A 13,650-nucleotide genomic window follows, 5' to 3' on the forward strand; every position below is an offset into this window, starting at 1 on the left:
CCTACGAGTGTCTACAACGTAATTCGGGTTCCGGCTTTCTCGCCAGTCGCTATTCCCTTGATTTCCGCAGCATCCCCAATAATGACCGCTTTCACACCCTGCTGCAGTGCGGCGAACGCATTGTCTAACTTCGGCAGCATCCCTGAGAAAATGGCGCCCTGCTTTTTCAGTTCAGCATAATACTGCGGTTGCAGATGATGAATCACGCTGGTGTCATCCTCCACATCCAACAGCACGCCTTTCTTCTCGAAGAGGTAAATCAAATTCACCTCAAACTGACGGCTCAACGCTACGGCTAGGGTAGAGGCGATGGTATCTGCGTTGGTATTGAGTAGACTGCCTTGGCCGTCGTGCGTGAGCGCTGCAAAAACCGGAGTCAAACCTTGTTCGGCCAAAGAGGCTAGGAACGTCACGTTCACCTGTTCGGGACTTTCCACATCGCCCACAAAACCGTAGTCAATGTCTGTAACGGGGCGTTTATGGGCCGGAATCACGTTGGCATCGGCACCGGTCAGGCCAAGGGAGTTGCAGCCGCGGGCCTGCAGTTGCGCCACCAGGTTCTTGTTCAGCAATCCGCCGTAGACCATGGTGACCACGCGCAGGGTATCGGCATCGGTAATGCGACGGCCGTTCACCATGTTGGGTTCAATGCCCAGCTGTTTACTTAATTCTGAGGCAATTTTCCCGCCGCCGTGCACCAGTACTTTCGGACCTTGTATCGAGGCAAAATCAGTGAGGAACTGTTCCAACTGCGCTGGGTTATCCAATACATTTCCCCCTATTTTGATGACGTTGATTTTGGTAGACACTAGATGTTAGACGTTAGATACCAGACTTGCTCAAATTATTTTTGTCATCCTGAAAGTACCTTGTGGGCGAGTTTGGAAAGCGGTGGATAAGAGCTTTGCTTTCTTTTTGGCCCATATTCGATAAATCAGCCCTAAAAGAGGTCTTCACTTTTAGCAACGGCTTATCTGGTTTGCCCACAAGGTCCTTGCAGGATGACAAAGAGGGGGGAAGACCTCACAGGTTTTCAAAACCTGTGAGGTCTTTGCAGTATTGTTACTGAATACCTTCTAAAAGACGCTTCAATACCACTTGGGCAGCGAACTCGCGGTTGGCGGCGGTGTTCACCACTAGTGAATTCGGGCCATCCAGGATTTCATCACTTAACTCCACGTTACGACGGACTGGCAAGCAATGCATCACTTTGGCATTGTTGGTGTTGGCAAGGTGCTGGTTGGTGAGCATCCAGTTGGCGTCTTGCGTGAGTACCTCACCATAGTTGGGCTGAAAGGTGGACCAGTTCTTCACATAGATGAAATCAGCGCCTTCTAAGGCCTCCTGTTGGTTGTGGGTGATAGTGGCGCCATTGGTAAACTGCGGATCCAGTTCGTAGCCTTCCGGGTAGGTAATCACAAAGTCTACATCTGCCGCGCACATCCACTCCGCAAAGGAGTTAGGGACTGCCTGCGGCAACGCTTTCACGTGCGGAGCCCAGGTCAACACCACTTTCGGCCGACGGCCTTTGGGGGCGTGCTCGGTGATGGTGATTAAATCTGCGAGGCTCTGAAGCGGATGGCGAGTGGCAGATTCCAGACTTACGAACGGCACGTTGGCGTACTGGATGAACTTCTTCAGGATCTCCTCGGAGTAATCCTCCTCCACGTTCTGCAGTTTCGGGAACGAGCGCATGCCCAGTACATCGCAGTACTGGCCCATCACCGCGGCGGCGTCCTTAATGTGCTCCACGGTGGTGCCGTTCATGATGGCACCGTCCTTGGTTTCCAGGGCCCAGCCTTCCTGGCCCATGTTCATCACCATCACGTTCATGCCCAAACTCTGGGCGGCTTTCTGCGTGCTGAGGCGCGTCCGTAAGCTAGGATTCAGGAAGATGAGACCTAAGGTTTTATGTCTGCCCAGGCTCTCATGAGCATAAGGGTGCTGCTTCAACACCAGCGCTTCCCGCACCAGTGACTCTAAATCTTCTACGTCGTGAACGGAAGTGAATTGCTTCATCTTTTTATGGGATCAAGTATCGCGTACTGGGTAGCACGACACCGGTTTGACATACATCTAAAATCGTGAGACGAACTACGCGCTACGTGATACGAGCGCGGCGAACGCTTCTAAGAATCTATCCAACTCGGCCTGTGTTACGTTCAGGGCGGGCAAAATACGGATGGTGTTTTTGTTGGACGCGGAGCCGGTGAAGATGCGGTACTCGTCTAGCAGGGCTTTCCGGAGGGGAGCGCAAGGGTTTTCCAGCTCGATGCCTACCATCAAGCCTTGTCCGCGCACTTCTCGCACGCCGGGAATTGCTTTGGTTTTCTCCATGAGGTAATCGCCCATAGTAGCGGCGTTCTCCACCAAGTTCTCCTGCCCTATCACTTCCAATACCGCCAAAGAAGCAGCGCAGGCCAGGTAATTGCCCCCGAAGGTGGTGCCTAGCATACCGTGCTTGGCCGGAATTTCAGGGGAAATCAACACGCCCGCCACCGGAAAACCGTTGCCCATGCCCTTGGCGATGGTAATCAGATCTGGTTTGATGCCTGCATGTTGGTGCGCGAAGAATTTACCGGAACGTCCGTAACCCGACTGAATCTCGTCCAGAATCAGCAACGCGCCGTGTTTCTTGGCTAGTTTTTCCAAATCCTGCAGAAAGGGCACGGTAGGAATATTCACACCACCCACGCCCTGGATGCCTTCCACAATAATGGCGGCTACCTCGTTCGTGGCTAAAGCTTCTTCCACTGCGGCGGCGTCATTGAGCGGCAGGAAAAGGATGTTCTCGGTCTCGTTCACCGGGGCCACAATGCTACGGTCATCTGTCGCCGCTACTACCGCCGAGGTTCTTCCGTGAAACGACTTGCTGAATGAAATCACCTTCTTGCGGCCCGTATGGAACGAGGCCAGTTTCAGGGCATTCTCATTCGCCTCCGCGCCGGAGTTGATCAGGAACAGCTGGTAATCTTCGTAGCCGCTCAATTTACCCAACTTATCCGCGAGTTCCTGCTGCTGCGGAATCTTCACAGAGTTAGAGTAAAAGCCCATGTTGTTCAGCTGCTCGGTGAGGCGCTGCACATAGTGCGGGTGGCTGTGGCCGATGGAAATCACGGCGTGACCGCCGTACAAATCCAGGTACTCGGTACCGTTCTCGTCCCAAAGCTTAGAGCCGAGGGCCTTCACGGGCGTTATGTCAAAAAGGGGGTAAACGTCAAAGAGGTTCATAGTCGGTAGCACGTATCACGATACACGTAAAACGATTTCTGTTTTAAGTCGATATTTCAGGAAAACCGCAAAACGGCTTTTCCTGAGTTCTGTTTCAATTGCGCTGGCGCGAGCTTGCTGCTCGTTTCCGCACGCACTTTAGATCATTCTTTTTGTCATCCTGAAAAAATCTTGTGAGCGAACGATAACGGCATTTTTCTGCTGCTTTTCTAGTTTGCCCACAAGATCTTTCCAAGATGACAAGAGTGGGGAATCAACACTCTCAGCCATGTGTGCGGACACGAGCGGGTCGCTCGCGCCAGCGGAGCCTTAGTAGCTGTTTTCGTTATCAGCCCGTTTTTTGAAAACAGTCCGAAAGCGTAAGCCTAAAACCCGATGGCTTTCAACTGCAAGCCAGCCCTTTCGTCCAGCCCGAACAGCAGGTTCATGTTCTGCACGGCCTGGCCCGAGGCACCTTTCAGCAGGTTGTCAATCATGCTGGTGATCACCAGTTGGTCCTCGTGCTTCTCTAGATATAGGAGGCACTTGTTGGTGTTTACCACCTGTTTCAGGTCTGGATTTTGAGATGTGATGAGGGTGTACGGGTGCCCTTCATAGAACTGCCGGTATAAATGCTGGGCTTCTTCCAAGCTCAAATCAGATTGTAAATAGGTCGTACACATGATGCCCCGGCTGAAGTTTCCGCGATACGGGACAAACCTGATAGCTGGTTTGGCATCAGCTTGCAGCAATTGCAGGCTTTCCGTAATCTCGTGCAGGTGTTGGTGCCCAAACACCTTGTAGCTGGAGATGTTGTTGTTGCGCCAGCTGAAGTGTGAAGTCTCGGCTAATTTCTGTCCTGCGCCGGTAGAACCTGTGATACCGCTTACGTGTACTTCCTGTGGCAAAGAGCCGTTCTGCGCGAGCGGGAGTAAGGCCAGTTGGATAGCCGTAGCAAAGCAGCCAGGGTTTGCCACGTTAGCGGCGGTTTTAATCTTCTCACGGTTCAGCTCAGGCAAGCCGTACACGAACTGACGATTGTCAGAAGTAGACTTCGCTGTTAAGCGGAAATCCTGGCTTAGGTCAATAATCTTTACTGTATCCGGAATAGGGTTAGCATCCAGAAACTTTTTCGCATCACCGTGGCCTACGCAGAGGAACAGAGCATCAACATTGGTGCCCAGTTCGTTGGTGAAGACCAGATCAGTGTCACCTAACAGATCGGTGTGGGTGTCGGTCACGGGTTTACCGGCCTGGCTGTTGCTGTGCACAAAGCTGATGTGTACGTGCGGATGGTGCACCAGCAGCCGAAGCAGCTCACCACCGGTGTAGCCTGCTCCGCCCACGATGCCCACTTTTATAAGATTACTCTGCGCCATCTTCGCCGTTAATTAAGCGGTACATCATGGTCTGGTTCCCGAAGATCTTGGAGAAGCCTTTCACATCTTCGCCGGTCCAGGTGTTGTTCATTTCGCCGTAGGAACCGAATTTGGAAGACATGAGGTCATGGGCAGACTCAATACCTTCTACCTGGAAGCGGTAAGGCGCCAGCAGCACGTGTACTTTTCCGGTCACGGTTTTCTGCGTGTCGGTCAGGAAGGTCTCAATGTTGCGCATGGTAGGGTCCAGGAACTGGCCTTCGTGCATCCAGTTACCGTACCAGGTAGCCAGGCTGTCTTTCCAGTACAACTGCCATTTGGTGAGGGTGTGTTTCTCTAAGGCATGGTGCGCTTTGATGATAACCATAGGAGCAGCTGCTTCAAAGCCAACTCTTCCTTTGATACCAATAATAGTATCGCCCACGTGGATGTCACGGCCAATCGCGAAGCCGCTGGCAATCTCCTGTAGTTTCTGGATCACGTGCACCGGATTATCGAATTGCTCGTCATTCAAGCCCACGGGCTCGCCGTTTTTGAAGTGCAGCGTGATGCGCTCCGGCGTATCTTTGGAAAGCTGGGTAGGGTACGCAGACTCCGGCAATGCTTGGTGCGAAGTCAAGGTCTCTTTACCACCCACCGAGGTGCCCCAGATGCCTTTGTTGATAGAATACTGCGCCTTCTGAAAATCCATCTCCACGCCGCGTTCTTTCAGGTAGGCAATCTCTTCTTCACGCGACAGTTTCAAATCCCGAATTGGCGTAATCACCTGCACATTGGGCACCAGAATATTGAACACCATGTCGAACCGAACCTGATCGTTACCGGCGCCAGTGCTACCGTGCGCTACGGCTTCGGCACCGATTTCCTGGGCGTACTTGGCTATGGCTACGGCTTGAGAAATCCGCTCCGCGCTCACCGATAGGGGATAGGTGTTGTTTTTGAGCACATTCCCGAAAATCAGGTACTTCAGACAAGACTGGTAATAGTTATCGGTTTCGTCTAAGGTTACGTGGTGAGTTACACCTAAATTCTCAGCCCTTTGGGCAATCTCCGCTAACTCCTCTTCTGAGAAGCCGCCAGTATTCACGATGGCCGAATAGATTTCATAATCTTGTTCCAGCAGGTACTTCACACAGAAAGATGTGTCTAAGCCGCCACTGAACGCGAGAACTACTTTTTTCATGGGTGTAATGAGTGATTGAGAGAATGAATTTTATTGAATGATTGAGAGATTGAATGGTTGAATGATTGGGAAAGATTATTCTCTCAATCATTCAACCATTCAATCATTCATTGTCCGCCTTTGGCGGAACAAACAGCATGGCCGTGCAGAGGCAGTTGCTGCGGTTTTTGGCCGTAAGAATGTCAAAGTTCACGCAGCTGCGGCAGCCTTTCCAGAACTCCTCGTCCTTGGTTAGTTCTGAATAGGTTACGGGGCGGTAGCCCAGATCTGAGTTGATTTTCATCACCGCCAAGGCCGTGGTTAACCCGAAGATTTTCGCCTCAGGGTACTTGGTGCGCGACAACTCAAATACCTTCTGTTTGATGCGCTTGGCCAATCCGCTTTTGCGCAGATGCGGCGACACAATCAGGCCTGAGTTGGCCACGTACTCGCCGTGGCCCCACGTTTCAATGTAGCAGAACCCAGCCCAGTTGCCTTCCCCATCAAACGCGATCACGGCTTTGCCTTCCCGCATCTTCAGGGCCACGTAGTCTGGGGAGCGCTTCGCAATGCCGGTGCCGCGGGCCTTTGCCGAGGACTCCATTTCATCACAAATATGTTGCGCAAAGGGAGTGTGCTCCTCAGTAGCCACCACTACTGTGAAAGCGTTATTAGAAGTTTCCATGGAAGGAACAGATGCAATAGGCTGCAACGCTACAGCCGAGGCGTATGTACGCATCGCTATATGTTTGTTAATAAAATTAAAAAAGGGAAAGGGGGTACTGCTACCAGCCTAAGAGGTGGTATACAGGAATGCATCCGGGTTGGTTGTCTATCACAACCTGCGCCGGTGGCCTAGCGCCTGGATCGGGTAAGGTAAAGAGGTTGACAAAAAACTGTTCTGGACAGAACAGAAAAAAGCGCACTCCTTAGGACGGAGCGTTTTACCGTTGCCACAACAACTGATAAAAGCGACTTTTTATTCATTGATTTAGGATCGTGTAAAAAATGGTAGCTTCTGCTTGAAAGCTTCCGCAAATATTTCATTAAAAAAATGAAAATACCAACGGTTTGGTTCATTTCTTAATGAAAAATTAATTTACATCAGGTAATTCAATTAAGGCAAAGCATGAAGTTCAGGAGTTTCCCCTATTGAAGAGTTTGCGTTTTGGGGCTATTTTTCAAGAAATAAGGCTAAACCGAAGCATAGATGAAAAGCTTAGATTACTGCTATGTCCTGACCTTGCCTGTCTGAGTTTAGATGCAACTGACCTGCATGATTAATTAGGATGAATCTGAAATCTCTTCTGGTGCGGTTCATGAAAATCATTGGTGGGCATGGAGATATAAGGGCAACGTCCTTGAAGAACAATAAAAGATAAGTTCTTCAAGGACGTTGCTATTTTGGCGTTTATGGCCCGTTTTTACTTAAATGGTGTTATAGTAGTTGATGAGTTGGGTTAAATCTTTGTCATTTTTAAGGTTCAGTTTATTAGCGGTGATGTAGCCTTTCAGAGTATCTTTTTTGTTTTTCAGCGCAGACAAAACCGATTTCTCCTCGTTTTTTATTTTGGTAAGTTCATCACCCTGTTTAAGGTAATAGATCGTGACTTCGGCAATCCTTTTGGTGACCGTAGCTGAATTGAATGCCTTGTCTTCTCTTATTACCTTGAAGTCCCTTTTCAGCAGGCTCACTGGGCCGGTAGACAAGACTTCATAAAACGTGTTGTCCAATGCATTTTTGTCAACGGTTTGCCCACTTACAAAGGTTCTGGTCTGTTCTGTGATTTTGTCTGGTGAGTAGTTGATGCTGAAGGAAGATACCGGTTGGGTGAGTTCCATCACTATGCCGTGTTTGTTCTTGAACTGCAGCAAGCCTTCCACCATATCAAACTTCAATTCTACGTCTTTGTGGGTAGTGCCATTGGGGAGCGTGATGGTTCCTTTGCTAAAATCCTCCTGTAAAAAGGGAGAGCCTTCCACGTTCACGTACTGGTTGATCCTGATAGGTCTGCCGTTTACTTCTTCTAAATAAACCTGGGCGCTGGTTTTGATGCTGGTACATGCTATGAGCAGCAATACCAACCATAAAAGTTTGTTTGGGTTCATGTTGAATGCTGGAAAGGTGTAAGTTGAAGTAGAGTATTACTAAAATAGCAACGCTTATGAAGCTAGTTAAATTGAGCGCAAGTGATTTTGAATCAAGTTGAAATAAAATAAGCCCTCAGTAGATCTGAGGGCTTATTAGCTTAATAGTTTAGGTTATAATTGAAAGATAAATTCATCTATTACCTATTATTCCCAACCTGGATTCTGCTGAATGTTAGGGTTAGCAGTTACCTCCGTACGTGGAATTGGCAATACTCTTTTAGGGTCAGAGTAGGCCAGGGTATTGGGAGCTCTTCTTCTTCCGGTGATATCAACCATAAGCCTGTTAAGAGTAGCAAAACGATCACCTTCAAAAGCCAACTCTTTCCTACGCTCCGCGATAATGTCATCCAAAAGCTGGGTTCCGGTGGAGGTGTACTCTTTGCCTGGTTCTCTCTCGGCTACCAAAGTGTTCAGGTACGTCCGGGCGAGTTCCTCGTTTCCGGTGCGCTGCGCTGCTTCGGCGGCAATGAGGTATACTTCAGACATCCGGATCACTACTTTGTCTTCTGCGTCGCCAGAAATAGCATTGTATTTAGTGACAATGTAGGCTGGGTTATCACCGGCACCTCTTCTACCTACTGTAATCAACTGTATTCTGATGTCATCAGGTGAATACTGGGTGTAAAGGCTAGGCGTTGCCAAGTTCTGTCCGTAACCACCCTGGTTGAAGAAGTATGCGTATTCGTTTACCCCGTTGTTCTCCGTTTGGGTAGCGGAAACCTCAAACAAGGACTCTAGGCCTTGTAGTTTAGTGGCATCTGTCTCTGCCCAATAAGACAAGACAGACTCATAAGGCAGCAGCTCAACACCGCTTTCGTTAATCACTTCCTCCGCTTGTTGTAAAGCCAAAGCGTAATCGCCTTTGTAAAGATTTACCTCTGCTTGCAAAGCACGGGCGGCATATTTGGATAACCGTACCGTTCCTTCATCCAAGGTCATCATGGTGTAGGCTTTGTCAAGGTCAGACAGAATCTGGGCGTAAACCTCAGCTACCGTATTACGACTTGGCTGCGCATTGTATTCAAACTCTTTCAAGACAAGCGGCACACCTAAATGCGAGGCATTGGCAGTTTCATTGTAAGGTCTTGCAAAGTGCCGAACCAACTCAAAATACAGTAGGGCTCTTAATGCATATGCCTCGCCTTTGTACTGGTCTACCGCCTCTTGATCAGTTACAGTAGGAGAAGAGTTGATAATCGCGTTTGTCCGGTTGATAACGTCATAAGCCCCAGTCCAGATCTCCGTTACCTCTGCACTGTTGTTCAAGAAGTTGTAGCCAGAAAGAGAGTTGAAATAACCAGAGTTTGAAGTAGCGACATACAAATTGTCGGCGAGCATATCTCCTAACACTGGTAGGTTTAGGCCATACAAGTTTGTGGAGGCCAAACCGCCGTATGCCCCTCTTAAGGCACTCAGGACATCATTGTCTGTGCGGAGGGCTTCATTTGCGTTGATGCCCGTTGAGGGTGTCTCTTCAAGAAAGTCATCACCGCAAGAACTGAGCATGCCTGCAGAAAGCAGCCCAGCCAAAAGCATTACCTTATAATTATTTTTCATGAGGTCTTTTTAGATTAGAAGCCAACGTTAATACCAAAAGTGACTGTTTTAGGAACACTAATTTCAAAGTTGGTGGTTCCCGTAACTCCCCCTGCTTCAGGATCATAAGGAAGATTGTCATCTTTCACCCAAGTAGCTAAGTTTGTTCCTCTTAGGTAAACTCTTACGTTAGACATTTTTAAGTTCCCAATTAAACTAGCTGGTAAGCTATACCCCAATGTAACATCTCTCAGGCGAATGAAATCACCTTTGTTCAGGTTGTTTGTAGACAAATTGCGATAACGTAAGTCATTATCATAAGAAAGCATAGGCACAGAAGCCTGATCGCCTTCTTGTTGCCATCTGTCAAGTTGGGTTGCTCTTTGATTGTATCCGCTCAAGTACCATCCGCCACTGTTTAAATACTGGAAGTAAGGGTCACGGATGTAGTTGCCATAGCTATAATAAAACAAGGCATCAAGGGTCAGACCTTTGTAGGTAAGCGTGGTGCCTGCGCTACCAAAAGCGGTTGGTAAGGCAGATTTTCCTGTCAAAGAATAAGCAGCCTGGGAGTAAGTTTTGGTGGTCTCTGACTGAGAAGCATCTGTATACCACATCGGCATGCCATCCTCAGGATCCACCCCAGCCCAGATGGGCATGTAGAACTGGTAAATATCATAACCCACTTGTCTGATGAAACCACCAGTTTGTTGCTTGTCCACCGCAAGTTCTGTGATCTCGTTTTTATTTCTAGAGATATTAAAACTCAAATCCCACTTGAAATCCCCCACCTGGATAGGGGTGCCGGAAATGGCAAGTTCAAAGCCGCTGTTTTTCATGGCGCCAATGTTTTCCAGAATGCTGGGGAAACCAGTTGTTAAGGAAAGCGGACGGTTCAACAACAAATCAGAAGTAGTTCTAGAGTAATAGTCAGCGGTAAAGCTCAACCGGTTGTCAAACAAAATCGCATCAATCCCCACATCAAAGGGCTTATTTTTCTCCCATGTCAGGTTTGGGTTACCAAGTGATGACGGCGTAGCGGCTACAGAGCCTTCGTAAGTACTGGCATAAGAATAAGTTCTTCTCCAATCATAATTACCAATGCCAGCGTTACCATTTACCCCATAGGAAGTTCTCAGTTTCAACTGATTGATCCAGTCGTATTCTTGCATGAACTCTTCTTGGTCAACGTTCCAGCTGGCACCAACAGACCAGAAATTACCGTATCTGTTTTCAGAACCAAATCTTGAAGAACCATCCCTTCTGAAGGAACCAGACAATACATACTTGCCTTTATAAGAGATATCTCCTAAAGAAAGTATAGAGGCGAAAGAATAACCTTCATTTGCACCATTGGCAGTGATTGGAGTGGCAGCATTCGAAGGAGCCGTGAAATCAATGTTCAATGGCATGTTCTCAGCATACACATTAGATGTGTAGATAGAGGATTTCTGCGCTTCATAACCACCTTTCAGGTTTATTACCCAAGCATTGTCCTGGTTGATGTCCCAGGTGTAATTCAACAGATTGGTCCATACCCAGTTAAAATAGCGGGTGTAATACCTGGTGGAGCTTCCGCCTACAGATTCTGCATCACCATAGAAGGGGTTTTGGTAGTTGTCTTCTTCCAGACTGTTGTAGTCAATACCATATTTAGTGGTTAAAGATAGACCTGGCAAGATTTTATATTCAGCATTAAAGCTTCCAATTGCTTTTAAGGTGTTGCTCTCGTTTTTGTCCAATTCTGCTAAACGAAGTGGGTTGAAAGGACCTTGTGGTTCTGAATCAAGGCCTAGGGAAGGCATCAGGAACAAACCGGCCAGAATAGGGTTGGCAAAGAAACCACTGTTGAGCGGACCAGTTTGTGAAGTAGTAGAAAGCAAAAGGTTAGTGCCTACGGCCAACTTCTGATTTAAGCTGTGTCTGATATTAAATCCACCAGAGTATCTGGTGAACTCAGAATTGAGGGTGGTGCCTTCCTGGTTGAAATAACCACCAGAAATATTGAAGGTAGTTTTTTCATCTCCCCCGGAGGCAGCAAGGTTATACTGCTGGGTTTTACCGGTTTGCAATACTTCATCTTCCCAGTTAGTATTCACTTCTGGGTCTAGTCCGAAGTTCTCTTGTATGAACGCCCCAATGGTTTCTTCATTCAGCTCATAAAAGTCCCAGTAGCCATCGTTTTTCAAAGCTTCACCAAGCAGTTCGATGTTTTCTGCAGTAGAGAGCATACGGGTGTTTTCATTGTAGTATGCGCGCTTGGCAACCCCATACTCGGCGTCAAAACGTACTTTAGTCTTTCCGGCTCTACCGCTTTTTGTGGTGATTACAATTACCCCATTGGCCGCTCTGGAACCGTAAATAGAAGCAGCAGAGGCATCTTTTAGTATGTTAATGCTCTCTATGTCATTGGGGTTAATACCGGCTAAGGCATTTGCAGTAGTTGTGTTTCTGGATAAGTCACCAGAGTTGATAGGAACCCCGTCAACCACGAAGAGCGGAGCGGAAGAGCCTGTGATAGAACCAATACCTCTGATGCGGATCTGCTGGGCAGAACCCGGCTGACCTGAGGCGCCAACTGATTGTAGCCCAACCACCCGGCCTTGTAGGGCCTTGTCAACAGAAGACATAGGGATGTTCTCAATTTCTGCTCCACCTACCTGTGACACAGCACCGGTTTGCTCCAGTTTTGTTTGGGTACCATAGCCGGTGACTACTACCTCGCTCAGAGTGCGAGCATCAGTAGACAAACGTGCATCTATAGTTGATTGGCTGCCAATTGCAATTTCTCTGTTGGTGTATCCAATAAAAGAGAAGACGAGAGTTCCCCCAGTAGCCGGTACAGAAATGGTGTAGCTACCATTTACATCTGTAGGCGCAGCAGTGCTGGTTCCTTTGAGTTGAACTGTTACCCCAGGCATGGCATCGCCTGTCGCAGCATCAGTTACCCTTCCTGTGATCGTCCTTGATTGTGCCACGGCCTCCTGTAGAACCATAGACAGCAAGAAAAGACTTAATAGTAAGATTTTCTTCATGTTGGTTTTTGTTTGTTTAGGTAAATGAAGTTTATAAAAATAACAATTAATAATATGAACTAATAACCATTGCGCTATTAGTTTGTTTTTTTATGTTTTCTCCTAATATAGGTTACTTAACATATGGTTATTTGATGATTGATGGTTTAGAGTTAATTTATAGTCAAAGGAATAAATATCTTAGTAATCTATATAGTTTTACTTAGATATCTAAAGGAGGATTTGAGAGTAAGAGGTGATCAGATTGGAAGCGAAAACAAGACAAATGAGAGAATACAACCTGTAACGATTTTCACTCCTAATAGTTTTACTGATAGAAGGTTGCCGAATGTACTTATGCATTGCCATAACTAACTGTAGTTGGTTTCATAACCTAGACGTTTGAATATCCCCATGTAGTTGCCTGGGTTCATCCAAAAGTCAGTGGCTAAGTAGTTCTGCCACAAAAACTTCTAAGACTTCTAGTAAGCAATGCCTACTTTGAATATAGGATGAAGCCAGCGACTATTTGAATTGTAAGGTGTAAAACCAAGTAGGCATTGCTATAAATAAATCTGTATTAAATTATTTTGTAAAAAGATTATCAATTAACTGTTAAATATTTGAAAAGTTATAAATACAATTTACTAAGAATAATAAATTAGATTGTTTTAATATTAGACAAAGTGTCTATTTGATAAAAACCCAATTTTTAAAGCCGCAATTTAAATATTATCTTATCTGTATAGAATAGTAATTATTTTGTGAGAATGAGAAAGGTGCAAAGCCAAGAAGGTTTGCCTTTAATACCTTGAGGTAAAGCTTTATTGTACATATGATGTATACTAGTTAATAAGATGAGACGGATAGAGTGTCCTTGGGAAGTTTAGAAGGTACAAGCATTCCACAAGGTGAGCAATAAGGCCCTGAGTTGGTGAAAGGGCCGTCAAGTTAGGCAAAGGGAAAGTCACTTCTTATATCGGAAAGTTGCTTGTTTGTCCTTTTTGCCACTAATACCTCAGTTGAAAACTTGATTGAAGTAATTCTAGAAAACAGTTTCTTGCTTAATCTTCAGAAAATGGCTTGTAAACAAAAATCTTCTCCCCATATGGAAAATCATCCGCCATTTGAGGTTATGGATTATAAACATACTAAGGCCATGGTGTCAAAGTAGATAGAAGGGGGTGGAAATGCAATT

The 13,650-nt window shown here is 46.9% G+C and carries 8 protein-coding genes and 1 pseudogene; all 9 read right to left on the bottom strand.

Annotated elements, in window-relative coordinates; genetic code table 11:
• Nucleotides 1-11 precede the first annotated feature (11 nt).
• Nucleotides 12-809: an acetylglutamate kinase gene (argB, locus tag FOA19_RS18790; RefSeq protein WP_223808982.1), complete on the bottom strand. Its 798-nt coding sequence runs from the start codon at nucleotides 807-809 to the stop codon at nucleotides 12-14.
• A gap of 253 nt (nucleotides 810-1,062) precedes the next feature.
• The gene (locus FOA19_RS18795) at nucleotides 1,063-2,019 is read right to left on the bottom strand and encodes a Rossmann-fold NAD(P)-binding domain-containing protein (RefSeq protein ID WP_149092383.1); all 957 of its coding nucleotides are present in this window, start codon (nucleotides 2,017-2,019) and stop codon (nucleotides 1,063-1,065) included.
• Nucleotides 2,020-2,094: 75 nt separating this feature from the next.
• On the bottom strand, nucleotides 2,095-3,231 hold the full coding sequence (locus FOA19_RS18800; RefSeq protein WP_149092384.1) for an aspartate aminotransferase family protein: 1,137 nt from the start codon (nucleotides 3,229-3,231) through the stop codon (nucleotides 2,095-2,097).
• A 365-nt stretch (nucleotides 3,232-3,596) separates the two neighbouring features.
• Nucleotides 3,597-4,589, bottom strand: a complete 993-nt coding sequence (argC, locus tag FOA19_RS18805) for an N-acetyl-gamma-glutamyl-phosphate reductase (RefSeq protein ID WP_149092385.1) — start codon at nucleotides 4,587-4,589, stop codon at nucleotides 3,597-3,599.
• The gene (argG, locus tag FOA19_RS18810; protein WP_149092386.1) at nucleotides 4,576-5,772 is read right to left on the bottom strand and encodes an argininosuccinate synthase; all 1,197 of its coding nucleotides are present in this window, start codon (nucleotides 5,770-5,772) and stop codon (nucleotides 4,576-4,578) included. Before argG ends, argC begins: the two co-directional genes overlap by 14 nt.
• A 118-nt stretch (nucleotides 5,773-5,890) precedes the next feature.
• Nucleotides 5,891-6,436 (bottom strand): annotated as a pseudogene (locus FOA19_RS18815) (GNAT family N-acetyltransferase); the annotation flags it as partial.
• A gap of 743 nt (nucleotides 6,437-7,179) precedes the next feature.
• Nucleotides 7,180-7,860: a hypothetical protein gene (locus FOA19_RS18820; RefSeq protein WP_149092387.1), complete on the bottom strand. Its 681-nt coding sequence runs from the start codon at nucleotides 7,858-7,860 to the stop codon at nucleotides 7,180-7,182.
• A 186-nt stretch (nucleotides 7,861-8,046) separates the two neighbouring features.
• Nucleotides 8,047-9,459, bottom strand: a complete 1,413-nt coding sequence (locus tag FOA19_RS18825; protein WP_149092388.1) for a RagB/SusD family nutrient uptake outer membrane protein — start codon at nucleotides 9,457-9,459, stop codon at nucleotides 8,047-8,049.
• 14 nt (nucleotides 9,460-9,473) lie between these two features.
• Complete coding sequence (locus FOA19_RS18830) at nucleotides 9,474-12,473, bottom strand: SusC/RagA family TonB-linked outer membrane protein (RefSeq protein ID WP_149092389.1); 3,000 nt, start codon at nucleotides 12,471-12,473, stop codon at nucleotides 9,474-9,476.
• Between the last annotated feature and the right edge of the window lie 1,177 nt (nucleotides 12,474-13,650).

Origin of the sequence: Rufibacter hautae, assembly GCF_008271695.1 — a bacterium.
GTDB lineage: Bacteria > Bacteroidota > Bacteroidia > Cytophagales > Hymenobacteraceae > Nibribacter > Nibribacter hautae.

Coding starts and splice junctions, on each gene's coding strand:
- FOA19_RS18825 (WP_149092388.1), bottom strand. CDS start 9,459: ATGAAAAATAATTATAAGGTAATGCTTTTGGCTGGGCTGCTTTCTGCA.
- FOA19_RS18795 (WP_149092383.1), bottom strand. CDS start 2,019: ATGAAGCAATTCACTTCCGTTCACGACGTAGAAGATTTAGAGTCACTG.
- FOA19_RS18830 (WP_149092389.1), bottom strand. CDS start 12,473: ATGAAGAAAATCTTACTATTAAGTCTTTTCTTGCTGTCTATGGTTCTA.
- FOA19_RS18800 (WP_149092384.1), bottom strand. CDS start 3,231: ATGAACCTCTTTGACGTTTACCCCCTTTTTGACATAACGCCCGTGAAG.
- argG (WP_149092386.1), bottom strand. CDS start 5,772: ATGAAAAAAGTAGTTCTCGCGTTCAGTGGCGGCTTAGACACATCTTTC.
- argC (WP_149092385.1), bottom strand. CDS start 4,589: ATGGCGCAGAGTAATCTTATAAAAGTGGGCATCGTGGGCGGAGCAGGC.
- FOA19_RS18820 (WP_149092387.1), bottom strand. CDS start 7,860: ATGAACCCAAACAAACTTTTATGGTTGGTATTGCTGCTCATAGCATGT.